Origin of the sequence: Allochromatium humboldtianum (genome assembly GCF_013385175.1) — a bacterium.
GTDB lineage: Bacteria > Pseudomonadota > Gammaproteobacteria > Chromatiales > Chromatiaceae > Thermochromatium > Thermochromatium humboldtianum.
Genome location: NZ_JABZEO010000002.1, coordinates 131,746 through 152,590 on the forward strand (window position 1 = coordinate 131,746; position 20,845 = coordinate 152,590).

The 20,845-nt window shown below is 64.5% G+C and carries 21 protein-coding genes and 1 pseudogene; 8 read left to right on the forward strand and 14 right to left on the reverse strand.

What is annotated here, in order from left to right; genetic code table 11:
• Positions 1 to 78: 78 nt before the first annotated feature.
• Complete coding sequence (locus HW932_RS03050) at positions 79 to 498, reverse strand: hypothetical protein (protein ID WP_176975027.1); 420 nt, start codon at positions 496 to 498, stop codon at positions 79 to 81.
• A gap of 514 nt (positions 499 to 1,012) precedes the next feature.
• Between HW932_RS03050 and mobI the strand changes: the two genes are divergently transcribed.
• On the forward strand, positions 1,013 to 1,537 hold the full coding sequence (mobI, locus tag HW932_RS03055; RefSeq protein ID WP_176975028.1) for a conjugative transfer protein MobI(A/C): 525 nt from the start codon (positions 1,013 to 1,015) through the stop codon (positions 1,535 to 1,537).
• 304 nt (positions 1,538 to 1,841) lie between these two features.
• Here mobI and HW932_RS03060 read toward each other — a convergent pair whose 3' ends face one another.
• Positions 1,842 to 2,039 (reverse strand): hypothetical protein, encoded by a 198-nt coding sequence (locus tag HW932_RS03060; RefSeq protein WP_176975029.1) that lies wholly within the window; start codon positions 2,037 to 2,039, stop codon positions 1,842 to 1,844.
• 311 nt (positions 2,040 to 2,350) lie between these two features.
• On the opposite strand from HW932_RS03060, the gene HW932_RS03065 reads away from it, so the two are divergent.
• The 4 genes from HW932_RS03065 to HW932_RS03080 are packed head-to-tail and all read left to right on the forward strand — an operon-like array spanning position 2,351 to position 6,981.
• Positions 2,351 to 3,175 (forward strand): GTPase, encoded by an 825-nt coding sequence (locus tag HW932_RS03065; RefSeq protein ID WP_176975030.1) that lies wholly within the window; start codon positions 2,351 to 2,353, stop codon positions 3,173 to 3,175.
• Positions 3,176 to 3,223: 48 nt separating this feature from the next.
• Positions 3,224 to 3,649, forward strand: coding sequence for a hypothetical protein (locus HW932_RS03070; protein ID WP_176975031.1), 426 nt, complete (start codon positions 3,224 to 3,226; stop codon positions 3,647 to 3,649).
• 18 nt (positions 3,650 to 3,667) lie between these two features.
• Entirely contained in the window at positions 3,668 to 5,413 is a 1,746-nt protein-coding gene (locus HW932_RS03075) for a GTPase (RefSeq protein ID WP_176975032.1), read from the forward strand.
• Positions 5,410 to 6,981, forward strand: a complete 1,572-nt coding sequence (locus tag HW932_RS03080) for a GTPase (protein ID WP_176975033.1) — start codon at positions 5,410 to 5,412, stop codon at positions 6,979 to 6,981. The genes HW932_RS03075 and HW932_RS03080 overlap by 4 nt, the downstream gene beginning before the upstream one ends.
• On the opposite strand, the gene HW932_RS21750 is transcribed toward HW932_RS03080, so the two are convergent.
• The 8 genes and pseudogenes from HW932_RS21750 to HW932_RS03120 form a co-directional block, all read right to left on the reverse strand.
• Positions 6,976 to 7,242, reverse strand: a complete 267-nt coding sequence (locus HW932_RS21750) for a hypothetical protein (protein WP_246296636.1) — start codon at positions 7,240 to 7,242, stop codon at positions 6,976 to 6,978. The two genes, HW932_RS03080 and HW932_RS21750, sit on opposite strands and share 6 nt — an antisense overlap.
• A gap of 102 nt (positions 7,243 to 7,344) precedes the next feature.
• A pseudogene (locus tag HW932_RS22155) lies at positions 7,345 to 7,528 on the reverse strand (HipA N-terminal domain-containing protein); the annotation flags it as partial.
• On the reverse strand, positions 7,518 to 7,796 hold the full coding sequence (locus HW932_RS03095; RefSeq protein ID WP_176975035.1) for a helix-turn-helix domain-containing protein: 279 nt from the start codon (positions 7,794 to 7,796) through the stop codon (positions 7,518 to 7,520). The gene HW932_RS03095 and the pseudogene HW932_RS22155, both read right to left, overlap by 11 nt.
• Positions 7,797 to 7,873: 77 nt before the next feature.
• Entirely contained in the window at positions 7,874 to 12,232 is a 4,359-nt protein-coding gene (locus tag HW932_RS03100; RefSeq protein WP_176975036.1) for a conjugal transfer protein TraG N-terminal domain-containing protein, read from the reverse strand.
• A gap of 2 nt (positions 12,233 to 12,234) precedes the next feature.
• A complete protein-coding gene (locus HW932_RS03105) occupies positions 12,235 to 13,674 on the reverse strand; it encodes a conjugal transfer protein TraH (RefSeq protein WP_176975037.1) in 1,440 nt (479 codons plus the stop codon).
• A 14-nt stretch (positions 13,675 to 13,688) separates the two neighbouring features.
• Entirely contained in the window at positions 13,689 to 14,705 is a 1,017-nt protein-coding gene (locus HW932_RS03110; RefSeq protein ID WP_176975038.1) for a conjugal transfer protein TraF, read from the reverse strand.
• Positions 14,698 to 15,327, reverse strand: a complete 630-nt coding sequence (locus HW932_RS03115; protein WP_176975039.1) for an STY4526/YPO1902 family pathogenicity island replication protein — start codon at positions 15,325 to 15,327, stop codon at positions 14,698 to 14,700. Before HW932_RS03115 ends, HW932_RS03110 begins: the two co-directional genes overlap by 8 nt.
• Positions 15,328 to 15,445: 118 nt before the next feature.
• Positions 15,446 to 16,180, reverse strand: coding sequence for an AcaB family transcriptional regulator (locus HW932_RS03120; RefSeq protein ID WP_176975040.1), 735 nt, complete (start codon positions 16,178 to 16,180; stop codon positions 15,446 to 15,448).
• A gap of 214 nt (positions 16,181 to 16,394) precedes the next feature.
• On the opposite strand from HW932_RS03120, the gene HW932_RS03125 reads away from it, so the two are divergent.
• Complete coding sequence (locus HW932_RS03125; protein WP_176975041.1) at positions 16,395 to 17,036, forward strand: transglycosylase SLT domain-containing protein; 642 nt, start codon at positions 16,395 to 16,397, stop codon at positions 17,034 to 17,036.
• A gap of 119 nt (positions 17,037 to 17,155) precedes the next feature.
• Here the strand turns inward: HW932_RS03125 and HW932_RS03130 are convergent, their stop codons facing one another.
• Positions 17,156 to 17,950, reverse strand: a complete 795-nt coding sequence (locus HW932_RS03130; RefSeq protein ID WP_176975042.1) for an outer membrane protein — start codon at positions 17,948 to 17,950, stop codon at positions 17,156 to 17,158.
• 174 nt (positions 17,951 to 18,124) lie between these two features.
• On the opposite strand from HW932_RS03130, the gene HW932_RS03135 reads away from it, so the two are divergent.
• Positions 18,125 to 18,580, forward strand: coding sequence for a hypothetical protein (locus HW932_RS03135; protein WP_176975043.1), 456 nt, complete (start codon positions 18,125 to 18,127; stop codon positions 18,578 to 18,580).
• A gap of 15 nt (positions 18,581 to 18,595) precedes the next feature.
• Complete coding sequence (locus HW932_RS03140) at positions 18,596 to 18,952, forward strand: DUF1622 domain-containing protein (protein WP_176975044.1); 357 nt, start codon at positions 18,596 to 18,598, stop codon at positions 18,950 to 18,952.
• 17 nt (positions 18,953 to 18,969) lie between these two features.
• Here the strand turns inward: HW932_RS03140 and HW932_RS03145 are convergent, their stop codons facing one another.
• The 3 genes from HW932_RS03145 to HW932_RS03155 form a co-directional block, all read right to left on the reverse strand.
• Positions 18,970 to 19,266 carry a hypothetical protein gene (locus HW932_RS03145; RefSeq protein WP_176975045.1) on the reverse strand — a complete coding sequence of 99 codons (297 nt, stop codon included), beginning with the start codon at positions 19,264 to 19,266 and terminating at the stop codon, positions 18,970 to 18,972.
• Positions 19,263 to 19,709, reverse strand: a complete 447-nt coding sequence (locus HW932_RS03150) for a hypothetical protein (protein WP_176975046.1) — start codon at positions 19,707 to 19,709, stop codon at positions 19,263 to 19,265. Before HW932_RS03150 ends, HW932_RS03145 begins: the two co-directional genes overlap by 4 nt.
• 192 nt (positions 19,710 to 19,901) lie before the next feature.
• Positions 19,902 to 20,747, reverse strand: a complete 846-nt coding sequence (locus HW932_RS03155) for a GNAT family N-acetyltransferase (RefSeq protein ID WP_222932210.1) — start codon at positions 20,745 to 20,747, stop codon at positions 19,902 to 19,904.
• Positions 20,748 to 20,845: the final 98 nt, after the last annotated feature.

A 20,845-nucleotide genomic window follows, 5' to 3' on the forward strand; every position in this document is an offset into this window, starting at 1 on the left:
TCTGAAAACGCATGCTGTCATGATCGTGAGGGATTCCGGAGCCAATGACCGGTCGTTCCGGATTCGGACGGGGCGGGCTTACCGAAGGTCGTCAAGGTCGGTCTCCGGCGCCCAGTCGAATGTTCTTGGCCGTGTGCCGTCCGGACGCGCGGCGGATGGCCTTTCCGGTCCCGTGACCATGGCGCGTCCGGCAGGGATGGCGGGATTCGGTGCTGTGCGGGGCGTCACTGGGGCCGACGGTACACTGAGGGCCGGCCGCTGCTGGAGCGCCTTGACGTGGCGATAGAACTGCCGCTCGCTCATGGGCGGTGACAGCCCCAGGGCCTTGAGACCACGCAGGATCTGGGCGACGGAATAGCCGGCATTCAGCCCAGCCAGGATCAAGGTGCGGTGCGTCTTGATGAAGGCGCCGGCTCCGGATGAGGCCGCGCTTTGCCTCTGAGCCAGGGCCTGCAGAAAAGCGGCGGCGGATGGCGGAATACTTGAGCCGTCGTGCATCGCGGGTCGCTCCGTTGGGGTGAGTCTGTCCTGAGCACCAGGTGTCTGCGCGCTGTCCATCCGGCGTCAGGGCCGTGTCGATCGGTGTCAATACCAGTCAGGGCACCGTCGAAAGGCGTCCATGGCCGGTCCGACACCCACGGGCCGAGTGACGACGGACAGCACTGCTGTCGAGTCGGCGCTCATCCTAGGCCAGGACGCCGGAGGCGTCAGTCAACAACGGTAACTGGGCGACTTACGGTTTTGGGCCGACAGCGTCGGGGGCGCGGCCTATACTCGCCGAGCCTGGCCGGCCCAGACAGCGTGCTCCACGATGACCGGCTCGAACCGGCCCGTGAAGGGGCGGGAGCGGGGGGCGAAACACAGTCGTGATCGAGTCCCTGGGTGGCGGCAACCCCTGTTTCCACCCCGGTAGGAGGGTGGAAACAGGGGGAGAGCGGCTGGATTGGGTGAAACATCGTCTGGAGGCGCCCGAGTGGTGGAAATGACGACATCGGATCACGACGGGTCACACATGCGCACCGCGACCCTCGACCCTCAGATCCGGCTGCACGAGGCCACACAGGCGTTCGCGGATCTGGAAACCCAGTTCTCCACCCGCTGCATCGAAATCCTGGGGGTTCTGGAAGAGGAGGCGAGGGTGCTGACGAGCGCCTTCACCGAGGCCATGCTCCGGGAGCGGCGAGCACGCCCGGCCAGCGAGCGTGGCAGCATCGGGCTGAGAGTGCGGCGAACGGCGGGGTCGGCACCGGGACGCTTTCAGATCGAGTGGTATCGCGTGCGCGGCAAACGGCGCACCCAGTACCTCAAGCGTGGCAAGGACAAGGATGGGCGCATCAGCCATCGATACCGACCGAGCGCCTTTGGGCGTGTCACGGACTGGGAGAAGGCGCTGATTGCCGACTTTGAACCCCAGTTATCGCGTCTGCGCGCTGTTCAGTCGCACATCGCTCAGATTGAGCGGCGCTTCGCCCTGATCGGGCAGGCGCTCAGTACGCGCGACATCGGGACGGGCGACGTGGATGAGCCGTCATGGTGAATCGTGTCGTGGATAAGCTCCTGACCTATCGCATTACACGCAAATATTTAAGTCATTGATTTTTATAATTTTATGTTTATCCTGTGTATCATAAAAATGAACGTCCCTGCCCCAAGGGGCGGGGTATCACTTCGTTCCGCTCGCACGCTTCGCGGCTCGACGTCACTCAATCGCGCCTTACCATGCTCTTCGTCAACCTCTCGTCCGCTGTCGAGGCTGTACGTCCAGATCGCCAATTCCCGCGTCAAAACCCCGGTAAGCTCAAGCCCAGATTTCATGCACCCTATCGGCGGACGGCCTTAAGTTAATGGCATTGGGCGCGCCCCGGGGGAGGGTTTTTTAGGATCTCAACCTGGCTCTTCAGACGCGACAGCTCCATCGCTTGCTCGGTGACCTTAGGCGGAATCACGCCGTTGAGCGCGCCGATCTCGGCCCCCTTCAGCCAGTTACGCAGGGTCTGCTCGACTTGGTCTGTCGTGGCCTGCATGTGCAGGGACGCCATGGTTGAAAATTTCCTGTTCCGTTGCGTTGTCTGGGTATCTCTGCCAAACCGGTGCCCTGATCATGAATGACGCAACGACGAAGATGGATTACCTGCCCTTGTTCGAGGCTCTGCGGCTAGCCCAAGTGGGTCTGGGTCGAAAACCGTCGCTTCACGCCGTGCTGCACTCAGGGTCGGTGAACAGATTGAAACCTGTCCGCGCTGTGGAGATACGCCGCTGAAATAATGCATCAACAGCCTTCGCTTAAGCGTGCCAGCGGTCTTACGCGCACTGATCCGTCCTCTTCACCACTGACAAGGAGTACATCCGCATGTCAACACTTTGCCCGGCAACGCTGGCCCGCCTGACGGCAATCGCGCCGCATCACTGCGCTGAAATCGAGCGTCTATCAGAATTGAACGAGGCAACATGGCCGGTAGTCACCGTCCTGGGCAAGTACAACCACGGTAAGAGTTCATTGCTGAATGCCTTGATCGGTGAGGACTGTTTTGCGGTGTCCGATCAACGTGAAACCCGCCGAATATCAGTGCAGATGCATCAGGGTATCCAGTGGATGGATACGCCGGGCCTGGATGCGGATGTGGCGGGTGATGATGATCGTCGTGCCATGCAGGCCGCACGCCGTCAGGCCGATGTGCGTCTTTTCATACACGCTATAGATTTAGGTGAACTGGATGCGAGCGAACTAGCCCTGATGCGCGAATTGCTTGATGAGCAGTCTACAACCGGGCGTCCGACCGTGCTCGTGTTGACACGGATCGCCAATCAACCCGTAGCAGAGCGTGAGCAGGTGATTCGTGCTGTGTCTCAGCAAGTTCCTGAAGCACACATTGTGGCCGTCTCCGCCAGCAGTCATCAGCGTGGCATTGCAAACAAGATGCCCGCACTCGTGCAACTTGGCAATTTAGTCGCACTGCACACTGCAATCACCAGCGCCGTTCTCCAGACACAACGGATTCGAGAGTGCGAGCGCGCGCTTCTAGTAAGCACAGTTGCTAAACACGTCAGTCACCTGTTGGATCAAGCGTACTCCCGGCATGAGCAGGCTAAATCTCGGGCCCAAGCTACTCACAACGTCTTACAGCAGCAATTTGCGCAATTGCAACACCGCATTGCGACAGAAATTCGCGGCTAACCGCCAAATCAACAGGATTGTTTTCTGTCAATTCTATGGAGACATCTGATGCCGATTCCTCTTATTTGGGCTGGTTTGGCGATTGGTGCGACCGTGGTGTCCGCCATTGCTTATAGCATCAGCCAAATGAACGATGATGACACGTCGTCATCCAGCCATAACAGGGATGCTGAGCAACGTCAGCGTGAGGCACGAGAGCAGCAAATTCGCCACAAGATCCAGGCCGAAGCCGAGGCTTGGCTACGGAGTCAGCGGATTGCGCTCGACACAAACCACCAAACCAAGCTGTTAAGCCATTTGGTGGACGGGAAAACACTGGAGGCCGACGTATGGGCCGCTCTGACGCGCGCCTCACCCGCTATTCAGCATGCCGAGCTCGCCGTTAAGGCCGAGGAGCAATCGGTTGCCGAGTACAGCGCACTGCTGAAAACCTTGCGCTCGCATATCAAACCCATTGACCACCCCGAACATTGATTTCACAGGGAGACTGGCATGACCACGATGGAGTCAACCGCAGAAACACGTTGGATCAAAGCTGTCGGTGAATTTGTCTGTGTCAGCGAGGCGATACAGACGCAGCTCGATGCACTCAATCATCGCACCGAGGCCATGCAGCAGACTTTGCAAACGGCGGTTACAGCGTTGCCGCGCAAGGGCCCGATGCTGGAGCGTAGTGGGCGACAGCTTGAGCAAGCCGTCGCGGATGCCATACACCAAGCGACCCAAAACTGGGGTGAAGGTGCCTTGGGACGCCAATTCAGCGACTCCATGGCGGATCGGCTGATTCTGTTGATCTATGGCAAGGTCAATGCCGGCAAGAGCACGCTGCTGAACTTTCTTGTCGAGCGTTTTGCCGCCCACGGTCTGCCGGCTCAGCGGTTCCGAATCGAGAACGGGCATGAAGTCGCTCTGGAAGGCCCCTTTGAGACCTCATGCACGGAGAACACCGCGCATATCCAGGGTGTGAAACTGGGTGAGACCCTGGTTGTTCTCGATACCCCCGGCATGTTGTCGGTCACCCAGGCGAACCACGCCTTGACCGAGCGTTTTAGAGTAGCCGCCGACGCAGCGCTGCTGGTGACGAGCTCAGGGGCTCCTGGTGAAACCCAAGAACTGGATGTGTTGCGCACCGCCGCTGAGAGTGGCAAGCCGATTCAGATCCTTTTGACACAAAGTGATGTGAATGAGCCCATGGAGGTGGATGGTGAAATCCATGATCGTTGGGTGAATAAGGATCCGGCGCGGCGCCTGGGACAGGAGGAGGATGTACTGACACGGGCACGCTGCAAGCTCAACGACGAAGGCGTGGCTTCTCTGTTGGAGGAACCCGTCTCGGTGTCGGTAAAGTGCGCACGTGAAGCGGGCTGCACGCCAGCTGCGCTGGAGGAGAGCGGTTTCGAGCGTTTGTACCAAAGACTATGCCGACTCGCCGATAGCGCGTTGGAATACAAACGCGAAAAGCCGTTGAAGATCTACCAAGATTATCTACAAAACGTTCTGTATTTATCACTGCGCACGAAGGTCTTACCGCCCTTGGAGGACTTGCGCTCAGCCGGCAGACAGGCGATCGAACGGTTAGGCCGCCAGACCCGTCCGATGTCCGAAGCGGTTTTGGTGGAAATGATCGGCGCACTGCCGGCGGTGCTGCGTCGCCACCAGGAACGCCAGGATGTGCAGGCCGTCGCGCAGGAACTGTCGACGTTGCTCGCAACAATTAGCCAGACGCATCTGCTCAATGCCCTGTCCGATTACGAAACTCAGGCTGAAGCCATTCTGATCGATCTCGATCCCGGTCGTTTCGGCGGCTATACCGAGCGGTTCATCAACGTTGAGCAGCAGCGGGGAGCCGGTCTGGCGGCCGCGGCGGGGGCTGGCGGTACCGCGCTGGGTGTCTACGGTGCCGCCAAGCTGGGCACGGTCATCGGCACCGCCGGTGGTCCGCTCGGCATGGTGGTCGGCGGATTGATCGGGGGGTTGGTGGGAACTGCCATCGGCCGCCTTGCCCTCACCCAGGAAACCCTCCGCCTTCCCGTCGGCGTCGACTATTTCGAGTTGCAGACCCGCATCGAAGATTTGTTGCAAGCAGAAATCCTAAACCTGATGGATACACAGATTAGCCGTGTCTGCACCGAGCTGGAGGCGCTCGATGGGCGCTTGAGCAAAATGCAGTCACTTGTCGATCGCTTCATTGAGCCGATTGAAGCCACCGAACTGACCCCTGTGGGAGATGCAGCATGATGACCGCCTCCGCTCTGGAATTCGTACTCGATGCACTGAGGCCACTGCTGCAGGCGTCTCTGCCTCAGCGTTTGGACACTCTGGACACCTTGCGCCAAGCGTTGCACGATCGGCGATCCAGATTACTCGTCTTTGGTGCCTACAACGCGGGCAAGAGCACGTTGGTCAATGCTCTGCTGGGTCGTGAAGAGGCGCCGGTGGGCGATATCCCCACGACATTGCGCACCGCCGAGTACGACTGGGGGAGACGGATTCTGCTGGATACCCCAGGCGTCAATGCGCCGGTCGAACACGAATCCGTGGCGGCAGAAACACTGCGCACGGCTCAACGGATTTTGTTTGTGGTGCGCGAGGGCAACCAGGATTGTGCAGATGTCTATGATCGATTGTTCGAACTGCTCGGCGAGAGGCGCCCGGTCATCCTGCTGATTAATCATCAGTATGCAAAGATCGAGGAAGCCGAGGCGCTGCGCGCCCGCCTGCTGGATGTTCTGCTGACCCAAGCGGCTCGACGGGAAGTGCCCGATGCGCATATCGCTGCTTTGCCTGTATTACTGCTGAATGCGAGGCTTGCGCTGCGCGGCCGTTTGGAATCCAGCGCCGTCTTTGTGCGTGAATCCGGTCTCGAGGATGTCGGCACACGCCTGGAGCAGTGGCTGGAGGCCTGTGAACGCGAGCATCCGCCTGTGGCGCAGATTCAAGCGGACATCAAGCGCGAGCTGCTGCAACCCTTGCTGGCGTCGCTGAAAGCGAATGGTGCTCCCCAGGAAGCCTTGACCCGCTCGGCAGAGGATCTGGCGCAACTGGAGCAGCGTCTGCGTTGGTTGACCGAACGCACCCAAAACCGGCTGGCGACCATGATCTATCCCTTGCAGCCGCAGATTGGGGCGGCATTGGACCAGAGTCAGGGACAAGTCGATGTGCTACAAGCCCGCTTAGCCGAGCTGGCCGCAGGCGTGGCGGAAGACATGGCTGGCTGGCTGGAGGCGGAACTGGTCCCGCTCTATGCGGAAGCTAACCGTTTGGTGGACAGATTGCGCACGACACGGGTCACGGCGGATCCAGCTAGCCATGCAGAATATGACTTGACCAAGGATATCCTGGAGTCTGTTGGCAAACTGACCCTCACAGGTGTGCGTGCCATTCGCAAGGAACACCTTCTCGAATTATTGAAAGCTGGGCGTGCAGCCAAGATTCCGTGGCTCAAGGGACGTTGGGAGACAACGCTGGAGAAGTGGGCTGGAAAGGCCATGCCCTGGATTCAGGCCGGTGTAGCTGTCTTGGAAATCGGCCTAGCGCAGTACGGACAGCATCAGCACAATACCGAACGTCAGCGTGCTGCACTGCAGAGACAGCAATGGATCGAAGAGATCGCCAGCGCCCTAATTGCGGCTATTCAGGACGCGGCGATGCAGGCTCTGGCTGAAGTTGAAACACAGATCGTTTTGCCGCTGCGCCAACAGCATGAAGCACAAGTTCAAGCCGCAGATGGGCATCAGCAGACGATTCTGCAAGTGAAGACATGGCTGGCCATGTGCGCGCCATCTATGCCCGAACCCGTCTCATAGGATCGTGCCTGATCTGTGCATTATGCAGAAGAACTCGTTGGATGTCAGACCGGCCAGGCGCGGATCGACGGGATCAGGCTTGAGGATATGAGTGGACGCCAAGTCCGGGCCTTCGACCAGATACCAGTCCTCGCCCTCCACCAGAACTGCCAGCTTGTCCTGAAAACCGGCGATGGACAACCGCACCTTGCCATCCCAGACCGTGAAGGGGACATGCGGACGCTGGCGGAGACGGTGGGCGAGTTCATCCGGAGTCAACAAGCGTTTGTGGGCCTGATCCCGACCCGGACTGTCCGGGAGCACCAGACGCAGAGCCCCCGCCGTTTCACGCCCCAGCGCGATCAGCAGACCAACCAGATTGCCTTTGGAGACGCGGTTGGCGCGTGCCGCCTCTTCCAGGGCCTGACCCTCGGGCAGCAGGACTCAGCGGATAAGCCGCCGGGCGGGCGCACCAAGCGTCCGTATACGCGAATGAAAAACGGTGGTGCGTGGCGTCATAGGCCAGCGTGCCGACCCGTTCCTGGTCGAGCCAGACCTCAAGCCGCATCCGTGCCTCCGGGACCGCCGGCGTCCGGCGGCGCCTGCCAGGTCAGGCGAATCCCCAACCCGTTCATCACCTTGAACGCCAGTGCCAGCGACACCGTGCCGGTTCCGGTTTCGAGGTTTTGCAGGGTCTGCTTGGCGACCTTGACGCTCAGTGCCGTCTCTTCCAGCGTGAGACCCGAGGCCGTGCGCACCGCGCGCACCAGGGCGCCGAGCTGTTGCGGGTGGGTGATGAGTGGCGCTGGGAGGGGTGTGGCCTTGACGGTGCGCATACATTGATCCTTTTTTCTTAGGATCATAGCTGAGCGAGGGGCCGTGAACAATGCTAATCCTTTTTCAATAGGATTATTCAATCCGTAGTGCCGGCGGCGGTCGTCCAGCGCATCAGCGGATCGGTGCGCGGATCGACGGCCCGACCATCGCGCCACACTTCGTAGTGTAAATGCGGACCGGTTCCCAAGCCCGAGTCGCCGGTATACCCGATGAGATCGCCTTGACGCACACGCTGCCCCGGCTCGACCAGGATCCCGGAGAGATGGAAGAACTTGGTCTCGACCTTCCCCGGATCGCCCTCCGGGCCATGATGGAGGGCGATGAAGTGACCGGCGCCGTGTTCCTGATAGCCGGTGCGCGCAAAGCCGTCGGCTGGGGCGAAAAGCGGCGTACCCATGGGTGTGGCCAGATCGACCCCACGATGTGCTTGAAGACGCCCCGTGACCGGATGCCGGCGCTCCGGTGAAAACGCCGAGGTTACGGGATAGTGTTCCGGATCCTGCAACGGCGCCGACAGCACGACACCTGGGCCGGCAGCGGGCGCTGGAGCCGCGAACGGTGTCGACGCGCCGGAGCGAATCGCGGCCAGCGCCGCCACCACCTCGGCCTGCTCGACATGCGCGGCGTTGGCGCCCACGCCCGCGTGATAGCTGAGGTTGGAGGCATCCTTGGGCAGGGCGGCCCAGCGGCGTGAGAGGTTGTGGGCCAAGCCGGCCGCGTCGAGACGACCGGCGATCCAGTCGTTGACGCCGGACTCGCGTAACAGCCGCAAGGCCAGACGATCCTGCAGGGCCGGGGTGAAGGGCTCCTCGCCCGTCAGCTGCAACTGGCGGCGCAGATCCTCCAGGGTGTCCGGCAGGAACTGATAGCGGCCGATCGCCGAACCGCCCTGTCCATCGGCCAGGAGGTGCGTCTGAAGGGCGCGCACTTCGTCGAAGGTGAGACGATCGAGCACCACTCCCTGCTGATCGACCTGTCCATACCAGGCGTTGTAGTTGCCGTGCGACTCCGGGGCGGCAATCAGATCCAGGATCTGCCCAAACGCGCCTCCAGTCACATTGGAATGTCGGAGCGGCAAACCGCCGATTCCGGTTCCCGGCTGGGCGCTAGCGTTTTTTTTTCCGTCCTCCCCGCCTGAAGCGCTCGCCCTCGGTAGCGTCACTGTGACGGGTGGCAGCACCTCGGCGGCCAGCTCCCCAACCGGGGTCGGCGTCCGGCTGGACTGAAACAGTGGCTGGGTCTGGTTGTAGGCGCCGATCAGCCGCAGATCCGTCTCCTCACGGCTGCCGGCCGAGCGCTCGATCAGGGTGGCGATCTGCGCGCCGACGGCCGGGGAGGGCGCCTCGTCGATCACGCGCGCCCGGGCCGCCCGTTGCGCCTCGCTGGGGACGAAGGCAAACAGGCTGGTCTCGGTGGTCGCGCGGTACAGCTCCGCTTGCGCCGGTGTCAGCCCATGCCCGGCCACGGCGGTCAGTCGCGTCTCGATCATCGCCTCGCGGGCGCTCTCCCAGACCGAGTCGCTTCCGGCGGCCTCACGCCCGGCCTGCCGGGCCGCCTCCCATCCCTGGCCGTCCACCAGGGCCTGGCCATAGGCCAGGGCGGCGGCGGCCTGCCGCGCCCCCTGTCCGGCCAGATCACCGATACCCGCACGCAGTAGAGCTCCCTCTTCCCCGAGCTGGATCAGAAGTCCGCCAACCTGCTCCTGGGCCGCGCGGGCCACGGGAGCCGGTAGCCCAGCCCGCTCGGCGAGCCTGTCGGCCAGCCCCTCGGCCTGCTCCCGGCGCAGCTGGTTGGTGTGGCGCACACCCTGATCGGCCACGGCCTGACGGGCGCCGGCGCCGAAGTCCTGCACCTGTTCCCGGCCGGACGTCACGCGGGTGATGGTGCCGTCGGCGTTGATCTGGTGGTGCTGCAAACCGGCCGCCACCGGATCGCGCACGTCCTGCACGCCCGCGTTCATCACCTCCTGACGCACGCCATCGAGCGCCGGCGCCTGTGTCGCCAGGGCCGCCTGCACCTGCGGATCGAGTCCCTCGGGGAACCGCACGCCCAGCAGGCTCGAATAGAGACCCATGGCCGCCGCGTGCGCCTGTTCTTTCTCGTGCGGGGTCAGGGTATCGGCGCGCGATCCGCCGTAGAAGCCGAGCAGTAGCCCCAGACCGGCGATGGCCCGTGCCTGGACAGGATGGCCCACGACACCACCGGCGAGCAGCCCATCGGCCTGACGCGCCACATCGCCGGACAAGCCAAAGCGTTCGAGCGTCTGCTCCAGGCGGTTCATCAGGGCGGGATTGGCCAGCAACAGGCCCGAGGTTTCGATCGCGTTGAAGCTGGCGTCGGTGCCGATGGAGCGCGCCAGGGTGGCGGCCTGCTCATAGGAGCGCGATGTGCTCAGGACATTGTGCGCACTGCGCGTCAGCTGCGTGCTGTCGCTCTGATTGAGTCCCTGGGTATAGCTCTCGCCATGCTGGCGTGCGATATCGGACGCCAGTCCCTCACTGAAGGCGGCTTTGAGCTGCTGATCGGTGGTGACGCGCTGGGCGATCGCCTGCGCCATCTCCTGCGCTTGACTGGCGGAAACGTCATAGTGCTGCCGGATGTGGCCGGCCAGATCGGCCCCGATCGCCGACGGACTCGCCCCGGCCAGCCGGCCCTTCAACCCGGCACTGATTAGCGTGCCCAGTCCCTCGCGGCTGACCCCCGAGGCGCCGAAGCGCTGCGACAACTCTTCGGCACTGGCCAGCACGGCGGCATCCGCCTGACTATAGGAGGCCTCGAAGGTCTGCCTGAGCGCATACTGGGTGGCCGTCTGCCGGGAGGCGGCCGCCGAGCGCGCGAAGGACTGCCCGAAGACGCTCTGGAAACTCTCCTGGGCCTGGACGGCGGTCAGCTCGGCTGAGCGCACCAGCGCCTGGGCCGACTGGCCGGCCTTGAACGACCACACCAGACTCTGGGCGCCGGGGGCATGGGTGCCGCCGAGTGCGGTGGTCTGCATCAGCGGTCCCACAGTGCCGGCGGCACTCGGCTGCATCACATCCGGCGCGGTGAGTCGCTCGTTGATGTGATCACCGCCCTGCAGACGTCCGGCCAGATGGGTGGCCGTGATCGCGCTACCGTAGATGAGCATCAGACTGATCGCCGGCGTCGAGGCGATCAGCATCCCGGCTGTGCCCAGATAGCTCTGTAGCAGCAAGTCCGTCTCGTACAGCGCCCGAAACGAGGGCAGGAGCGCCCCGTTCTGCGTGGCCAGGGCCTCGAAGGCACGCTGCGCGGTCAGGATCAGATACAGATTGGAGATGGCCAGGATCGGCATCCACAACTGGATCCAGAGTCCGAACAGCAGGTACTTGCCCACCATCCGCACCCCCAGCGGGCCGAGTCCGATGGCAAATGCCATGAAGGGTCCGACGGCGAAGATGAAGCCCTCGAAGTAGACCATCATCGGCTGCATGATGGCGATGAACAGATTCTGCTCGGTGGCCCACTGACTGTTGCGTTGCTGGATCGCCTGACTGGTCTGGGTCGCGGCGGCCTGATCGCCGAGGTGGCGGTAATGCTGCACGATTCCCTTCTCGAACATCGGCAGCAGGGCGGCCATCACCATGTACTGCTGGGCATCGACCGTGTCCTGTGCCAGCGCGGTTAAGGCACCCGTGACGCGCGTGTCCACCGTCGCCGTCGAGGCGCCGAGCCGGGTGGCCAGCGCCTGCTTGAACTTCGGCAGAAAGTCCGTGGTCGTGACCTGACGCAGCTGGGGGTAGGCCTCGGCACAGGTCAGGATCTGGCGTGTCGGGCCAAGCTGGAGTTCGGTCGTCCCGGTGACGATGGGGGTCTGGAGCGCCGCATCGAGGTCGGTGGCCTTGAGGATGGCATCGAGGCCGGCCCCGTTGATCTGGCGGTCGACGCCGTAGAGCACGCAATCGGCGACATAGTTGATCCAGGACTGCTCGATATCGGCCCCCGGCGTTGGGCTGTTGGCCTCGCCCGTGGTCAGGCGCGAGAGCGCGGTTTTGCGCACCGTCGCCAGCACCTGGAGCGCCTCGACATAGCCCTGTCCGGTCAGGGTCGGGGTGGTGAAGACCTGCTCGAACAAGCGGGTCACGCCATAGCCCAGATTCGACACCGCCGAACCGACGACGGCCGGTCCCAGCGGCACGTTGTCGACCACGCGCACCGTGCCCGAATAGGCCCCCTCGATACTGACCGAGACGGTCGGCATGAACAGCAGGGCGTAGAGCAGAAAGGACACCAGCAGTCCCTGGAAGCGGATACTCTGCGCCCCCTGGATCAGCCCCTGGACGGCGATGATCAGGAGTCCGATCAAAAAGCCGATGGCGACGAATTGCAGGAAATCCGCCGACCCGAACAGCATCGCCACGGCATTGAGCACCTGCTGGAGGAACACCGGATCGCCGATGGAATAGATCGTCCACATCGTCAGGGCGTCTCCGCGTGGCCGGTGGTGGCGGTCGGCTGCATCACGTCCAGATAGCTCGGCGCTGTGTAGAGCGCGAGCAGATGGCGGTAGCTCTCCAGCAGCGCCTGGGGATGGCCGTAGCGCGCGGCCAGGATGTCGTACTCCTCCCAGATGTCGGCACGTACCGCCGCCAGGTGCTGCATCAACTCAGTGGCATGGGTGTGTTGCAGGGTGCGGCTGCTCAGGCGCACGCTGTTGAGCATGTCGCGCACCAGCCCCTGTACCAGCTCGACGGCGATGATGGGCGCAGCGCGCTCGGCGAAGGCCAGGGCCAGCCCCGGTTCCTGACGCGCCAGGGTGCGGATGGCGCCCCCCAGCCCCCAGGGGGCCTGTTCCATGAAACTCAGTTCTTCAGCCGTCAGCGTCTCCACACCCCGCTTGAACTTCTCGATCAGGCCGGTCCGGGTCGCATCGCCGATCAACAGCGCCCGCACGCGCGGGATCAAGCCGGTCAGGGTCACGCGCTCCTGAGTCGGCGTGCGGCACTCCGTGAGCGAGGCGCAACGCCAGAGGACGACCGATGTCAGGTCGCTGTCACCGCTCCCATGTAGGAGGTCGCTGACGCTGAGGGTGGCCTCCAGATAGGTGGTCGGCAGATTCTTACCGCCGTCGGCACTCGGTTGCAGACCGCCGTCGGCTGACCCAACGATCAGGCTGCCGGTGAGGCTCATCAGCGCTTCCAGGAGCGCCTTGTCGCCGTGGCTGTACCAGGTTTGTACCGAGTGATCGGTCAGTGCCTTCCAGACCAGATTGCCCTCGAACTGCGTGGCCGCCTGCGCCGGGATCTGGTCATAGACCGTCTCCAGCGGCCCCTTGCCGGTGACGGTCGAGCGGTTCTCGAACACATCGCCCAGCTCGAACAGATCGGCCATCAGGCTGGCCTCGCCATGGCGCTTGCCGGTCAGGGCTGAGGCGGCGTCATTGACCAGCCCCTGGGCGAGCTGACAGGAATTGGCCGAGAGCGCATTGAGCTGCTGGACCTTCTTTTGCAGCTGCTCGATCAGCTCAGCGGCCGAGGGGGCCATGGTGGTGAGGGCGAGCTGGAAGGCATAGCCGGCGGCATTGGAGGCAATCGAACGCAGCAGGTTGGTGTACTGCTCGACATTGATGAAGGAAAACGAGCCGCCAAACAGATCGATGCCGCCGCACCCGGCTTCATACGACGGCGGAACGATGGCGACGGGATGCACATCGACGATCCGGTGGCGCGCCACGACCGAGCCGCCGGAGAGCACGCCACGGCGTTGTCCCCAGTGGGCGGTGGGGTCGGTGACATTGACCAGACTGCCAAAGAGCTGGTCCATCTGCGCGCTCAGATCGGCGCGCACCGGCGTGGTGGCGCTCAGAAGCAGCAACCCGGCAATGACCGGCCAGCGGGAGCGACCGTGACCATCAGACATGGGAGAGACCTCCTTCAGGGGGCCGTGGGTGGAGTGATATCGGGCGTGGCCGGATCCGGAGCTGGGTCGCGGTCTTGAGCGTGATGGCGCAGTCGCGCGAGGAACGTCTCCGGATCGGCGGGGATCTCGGTGAAGTGTTCGGACGCCGGGGCCAGTCTCAGGTCCGTGACCAGGGGACGGGTGCGGGCATAGTCGGCGGCCTCGATCCAGCCGGCCGTATGCGCGGCCAGCAGCAGGCGCTGCTCCAGGTCACTCAGCGACAGCAGTCCCTGAGCCAGCGGCACCAGTCCGTCGGGCGGACGCACCAGAAACAGCGCCGGTGTCGAGACGACGCCCAGACGCGCGGCCTGACCGGCATCGGCGCGAAAGTCGGGGAAGTGCCCGGTGGGCAGCGGCTGTCCATCGAGGGCGATGGCCTGCACGGTCAAGCCCAAGCGCTGGGCCAGACGCGCCAGCACCGGCGCCTGCGCCGTGCAGTACGGACAGTCGGCGCGATAGAAGAACCAGATCCCGACGTCGCCGGCGAGTGCGCGCAGCTGCGCCTCACGCTGCTCACCGGCCACGCGGTTGAGCAGATTGGCGTAGGTGCCGACCGGACGCCGCGTGGTCTCGTCGAGATAGGGATCGCTCTGCACCACCTGCTGAAAGGTCTCGGTGAAACGCGAGGCCTTGTCGAGCGCGAGCTTCTGCAAATAGAGATAGAGCGCGACCTTGGTGGGGGTCGGGTCGTCGATGGCCTGGAGCCGATAGTGTTCGAGGTTGGCGCGCAGCCAGGCCGCCGAGAGTGGGGCCGGGTCCGGCGGTGCGGACGCGGCGGTCGTGGGCGGCTCAGGTGTGGGCGGCGCGGGCGTGGACGTGGACGGCGGCTCGGGGTCGGTCGGGGAGGGCGGTATGGGATCGCGCTGATACCAAAACCAGCCCTCGGCCTGGCGATCGTAGAAGCGCGGACTCTCCCCGGCCTGCGGTGCGACCGGCGCCAGCGCCAGGGCGAGCAGCGCCGCCGGCAGGTGAGCAGCCTGTGGTTCAGACACCGAAACGGTCGATCATGGCAGTGCAGGCGCCGTCATCCGGGCGCCAGCGGATCGCGGGGCGCCGTTCGAGGATGTCGGCCTCCCGCTCCTCGCGCAGACTGAGCGCCCGGCACACCTGCCGGACACTGAGTCCGGACGCGCGCGCCGTCTCCAGATAGCGCTCGGCCAGCTCCAACTCGGCGAGCCGATCCCAGTGGCCGAGAATCGTCTCCTCCTCGGCCAGGGTCGGATTCGCCGGACGCCCGCCGTTGGGATATTCGTCGTCGAGCCGCAGTCGTTTGCGCTGATTGCGATACTGTAGCGGCGTCCAGCCATAGAGCTGGCCCATCAGGTGACGCGGGGCGCCGGCCATGAGCAGACGGTTCTGGAGGTCGAGGGCCTGTCGATATTCGGCCAGCCGCCGCAGGGTTTGGCGCGCGTGCGGATGATCGACGCGGACCTCGCAGGCGATGAACTGGGCGCTGCGCGTTTCCAGCCAATGGAACTCCTGCAACGACAGCGACTCCAGGAGCCGAATCTCTTCCCAGTCGAAGCCCAATTGCAGAGCCAGGTCATAGTTGCCGTCATGAATGTGGCGCGTGACGTAGTGCAGGATAAAGGCCGATGGCGCGTGTCGTTCCATCACCAGCTCTCCTCGTGAAGTGGATGTGGGGCGGGAGGCAGCCTAGCGGCTGACCGGTGCGGCTGGAACCGTGAACGGTGAGGCGCGGTGTAACCGTTGTTGACTGACGACCGCCGGATCAGTCCGCCTCCGGCTCCTCCGATTCCTCTTCATCCGTATCGAACCCCTGGAGTCCGGCGCGGGATTCGCGGTCGACGGCCTCGCGCTGACCCCGGCGCTCGGCCTCGGCATAGGCGTAGCGGTGCAGGTCGATAAAGCTCTGTCCGGCCGCGCCGAGGCGATTGCGCCAGGCGATCTGGCGTTCGGTGTGCTCCTTGTTGGAGAGCACGCCCGACAGCCACAGGGTATCGATGGCCATCATCAGCTGATCGAGTTCCAGGATCAGATTGGTGTAGGCGCCGATGTGCGGCGAGGCGATCTGCACGCGCAGATCGATCGGCTGGGTGTAGCGGGGACGCACCGCCAGCAGGTCATAGCGCTCCAGCTCGGCGTGCAGGCGTTCGCGTTCGGCCACCAGTTCCTGGCTGAGCTCGCTCAGTCGGGTGGCGATCACGGTTTCGACTTGATCGGCTTCGGCCTCGGTGGCGATGAGACGCAGGATGACGTCGAGGCCATAGAGGGCCGTCATCGCCGGGCGAAACTGACGCTCACTGACCAGGCGGCGGGCGTACTCGCTGTGGATGCGCACCGGGCGATCAAAGACCGGGCGGCTGTGGCGATACGGACGCCGCGTCTGGCGCGGGGTGGTTTGAGCGTTGGGGTCGGAACCCCGGGCGGGCGTGTCGTCGGCGAGAGGGGCCGCGTGCTCGGTGGTGGGGGTGGCATTGGGGGTGGCATCAGGATCAGGCGTCATGGCGGATCGATGGCTCCAGACCGGTTGGACGGTAGGCGGTGGCCACATCCTGACGCGCCCCGGTGTCGTTTCTCAAGGCGAAACGGTGAATCCGTGCCCATCCGGTTTGGGTCTGGAAACGGTTGGCGTGCCAGTCACCGTTGTTGCAGGCACCGCGCCGCGCGTTGTCATAGGCTCGGGGCTTTGAGGTTGAGCGACAGGAGAGGATCATCCGATGACGTTTCGGGACCGATGGGGCCGGCGGCGGGCGGCCTGGTTGAACGCGGGCTGGCTGCTGGGGACCGCCGCCGTCGTCATGGCGCCGTCACCGCTGCACGCCCATGCCCAGGGACTCCAGACCAGCGGTGCGGCCGGTTCCGGCCAGGTGGCCACAGCGCCGTTTTTACAGGGCACGGTCTGGGCGCAGGTGGCCGCACGGCATGGACTCGATCCGGTGCTGCTCTATGGCGTGGCCCTGAAGGAGAGTCGGCGGCGCGCCGGAGCGCGTCGCTCGGCCCCCTGGCCCTATACGCTGCGCGGTCCCGACGGGCCGCAGTTCTATCGCTCGCGCGCTGAGGCCGAACAGGCCTTACGCCGGCTGACGGCCCGTCATCCGCCGCTGGCGATCGATGTGGGATTGATGCAGGTGAACCTGCACTGGCATGGCCACAAAGTCGCCGATCCGGTTCAGCTGCTGGAGGCGCGCACGAATCTGGAGATCGCCGCTGGCATTCTGGCCGAGGCGATCGCCTCGGCTCCGGGGGATCTGGAGCTGGGGGTCGGGCGCTACCATCATTGGAAGGACGCAGCCGTGGCGCGCGCCTATGGGCGCGGCGTGCTGCGGATGGTGCGGGCGATGTCGTCCGGCCGTGAGTGAGCCGACCCGGACGCCATGCCATCGAATCGAGCTGTCATGGGTTCACGTCTTCCGATGAGGCGAACGATCCCTGTGTGGTGCCGGCGTAAGCCGGTCGAAGTCGTCCGCGCACGCTCCGCTCAGAACTGATAGCGCATCCCCAAGCGAACAGCCTGATTTCGGATCGCCGCCTCCGTGCCGTCGATCTCCAGGGTGCGCGTCCCACGCGCACGCACGATCGTCGCCGCACCCGCCTCCGTGCCCATCCAGCCGAGATCGGTATAGCTCCAGCTCAGATCGACCGTGAAACGCGGATCGACGCGGAGGCCGACACCAACCGCCGCCCGCCAGGCGAACTGATCCCGCTCACCGTCGGCGGTCACCGTCACGGCTCCGGGGGCCAGTCCAGGGAAGCCATAGGTCATGCGATCCATTTCATGCCTGGCCCAACCTGCACCCACGGCCACCCAGGGAACCACCCGTTCCCAACCGACATCGATATCCGCCACGACCTGCGCCAGGAGCAGCCCGGTATCGAGATCGCCCGTGACCGGCTGTGCCCCCGGCACCGAGAGGAAATTGGCGTCGCCCGAAAAGCTCCGGTCGGCAACCCGCTCATAGCCGAGTTCCAGACGCCAGATGGGCGAGAGCCGATAGCCCACGCCCAGATCCCAGCCCAGCGCGTCGTCGAGTCGGCCATAGGCGCCGATCGGCCGGCCATCGGACCCCAGGGAGCAGCCAAAGAGGGCCGGCGGACTGTGGTTGGCGCAGTGCTCGTCGGTCAGATGCTCATGGCTCGATGTCACCCAGCTCAGACCGCCGCGCAGATACCAGGGCGAGCCGTCGGCCATCGCCACGGGCGCAAGCGCAAGCAGTAGCCAGGCCGACATCCGGGGCTTGAGCCGATCGGACAGGGGCGGGGTCGCGGTGTGCATCGATGTCTCCGTGAGTCAGGGGTTGAGGATTCATGGTGGATGTATCGCTTGAATGACGCCGGATGATATCCCACAGTATTCGCCTCCCAGCAGCGCAATCCAAGACAGGCGATCGATGCGTATCGGCGTCCCCCGCGAGATCAAGACCGAGGAAAACCGGAAGGCTCGACAGTCATGCGCCTTCTCATCAAATTCCTGAAATGGATCGGCCTGCTGTTGGGCCTTCCTCTGCTTGTGCTCGTAGGCCTGATGCTCTGGGAGGCCAGGCAACTGGAGCGGGCCGTTGAACAGGTCGCGGCATCCTTCACGCTCGGCGGATCGCCTTTCATCCTCCCGCTGCCGGCGGATCGTAGCGCGATGGTGTCGATCTCCAAGCGGGATTCCCGCCAGACCTGCGCGGATCTGGCAATCCGCAACGGTGTGGTGCGGTCGGCCCAGATTGCCGGACAAGCCGTGCCGGTCGCCTTCGACCGGGGCCTCGATCTGACGGCCCAGACCGAGGCGCTTCAGCCCTGTGACCGGATCGACATGGCGCTCATGGCGAACTGGGGCTACCTGAAAGGCGGGTTTACGCTGGAGTACGCCGGGTCGCGCGTGACGCAGATCGGCGAACCCCGGCTGTGGGATTGAGGAACCGATACAACCATGACCCACTTCAAAGACCTCATCGAATGGATCGCCCTGCTGATCGACGGCGCCGGGGTGCTGGTCATCGTCGCCGGTATTCTGATCGCCGGTTGGCGCTATCTGATGCAACGGCGCGCGGGGAGCGATCCGTACCATCAACTGCGGCTGGATCTCGGGCGCGGCATCCTGCTGGGCCTGGAACTGCTGGTCGCGGCCGACATCATCCGCACCGTGGCCGTGCCGCCGACGCTGGAGGGCGTGACGGTGCTGGGCCTGATCGTGCTGATTCGGACCTTTCTGAGCATGGCGCTTCAGGTCGAGCTGGAGGGGCGCTGGCCGTGGCAGCGGGGGAAAGAGGGCCAGGCCCCCGAGTGATCTGACCCGATGCTGGGCTACTTGAACAGATCCAGCGCGGCTTTGGCCAAGTCTTCCGGGCCTGGGGAGGCTCCCGCCGCCGCTGGGGTGAGGCTGGGTTCGAAATACTCGCAGAAGTTGGCGCGCGCCTTGTCGAGCACGCGCTCGGCCAGCGGTTCCAGACAATCGTTGGGGCGGCCGGTGGCGTAGTGGCGGCAGTTGCGGCAGACATGGGTGGGCTTGACGCACGCCAGGCAGTCGGCCTCGCGCCCGTAGTCCGATTGGCTCAGATCGGCCCCGCAGTTCCAGCATTGTCCGACGATCTCGGTGTTCATTCAGTGCCCTCACGCGGATATTCGATCCACCGCACCGAAGGGGGCGTTGGCGGAAGCTCTGCGAAGCTGTCACCGTTGGCCGCCCCGACGAATTGCAAGCGCGCCTCCGGGCCGGTGGCTCTCGGATCCGGGTTGAGGTAGGCGGTTCCGATCCAGCCGCGCGGCTTGAGACCCTGATCCAGTGCGTCCGGAGCGGCGAGGCGGGAGCGCACGCGGATGCTGTCGCCCGGCTTCACGCGGATGCTGGATTGCAACACCGAGATAACCTCCATCCGGTAGAGGGCTTCGTTGCCCGTCGACGGCTGTGCCTCCAACACCTTGACCTCCAGCGTGGCCGCGGCTCCCGTCGGCGGCGAGGACTCAGCCCGGACCGCTCCCCACAGGATCGACAGTGCGCCAAGGGCCGCAATGGTTGTGAGCCGAATCGCATCGAACTTGAACATGACGGAGTCCTCGTTGGAGTTGACATTGAGCCGTGCGGCCTTGACCAGACCGCAACGGATTCCAGTCGCAGTCTAGTCGAGGCGGCGCGAAGGCGCGCTCGTTGACGACCGGAGACTGGACCGTCTGATTGCTGGAGCAAAGCCAATGCTCGACGCACCGCCTGTCATGGTGAGGCCCTGGTGGCTTCCCCATCAGCCCAACTCGAAACTGGTCACGCCATAGATTCGTGCCGGATCCAGCGTCGGTGCCGGACCGGCATACATGCGCGCGGTCTCGAACACCGGCTGCCAGCCGTGGCGTTGGACGAGGGCGACGGCAGCCGGATGGCCGGCCGGGATGTCGAGGAACACGGGTTCCTCGCACGCGACATCGGCCCGGAGGGCCGTGAAGAGTCGCTCGGCCCCGGCGGGCGTCGCGGCCAGGAGCGGGCCGATCTTGAAGCCCTGCCGGCACGCGCGGCGCACGCCATAGCCGACGAGTCGTCCCTGATCGAGCAGCCCGAGGGCACGAGTCCGGGGTTGGCGGATCCAGGCGTGCAGAAATGCCTCGCGCGCCGTTGGGAAGCTGGCACGGTCACAGGCGGCGAGTTCAGCCGGCGGAACCTGATGCAGATCCACTAGCTCGGGATCGGATGAAACGCCTTGCGCCAGACCGTGGCCCTGATAGCGCACCTGCCGGTAGGCGAGCTCGAAGCCCGAGCGTCGGTAGTTGTCCTGTTGCGCCGGCACCCCGTCGAGGCCGATGGTGCGTCCCGCCAGACGCGCCATGGCCGCCTGCCAGATGGCCCAGCCGTGGCCTTGGCCGCGCCAGTCCGGGTGCACGATATAGAACCCGATGAAGCCGAAAGTCTCGGCGTAGCGCACCGCTGAGATGATCGCCACGGGTGTGGTGTCGATCCGCCCGATCAGAAAGCCCTCGGGGTCGGCGGCCCGAAAGGGGACGGCATCCTGGAGGCCTGGATTCCAGCCCTCGGCGGCGGCCCAGTCGAGCGCCAGATCGATCTCTTCGGGCTTCATGGAGCGGATCTGTATATGCATCGTGGTGTCCTCATGGCGCTCGGATTCGGCTGTTGGGATCGGGGCCGCGCCTGCCATACCGAGCCTGGAGCGAGTGTGGCAGAACGGCGCGGCACGGC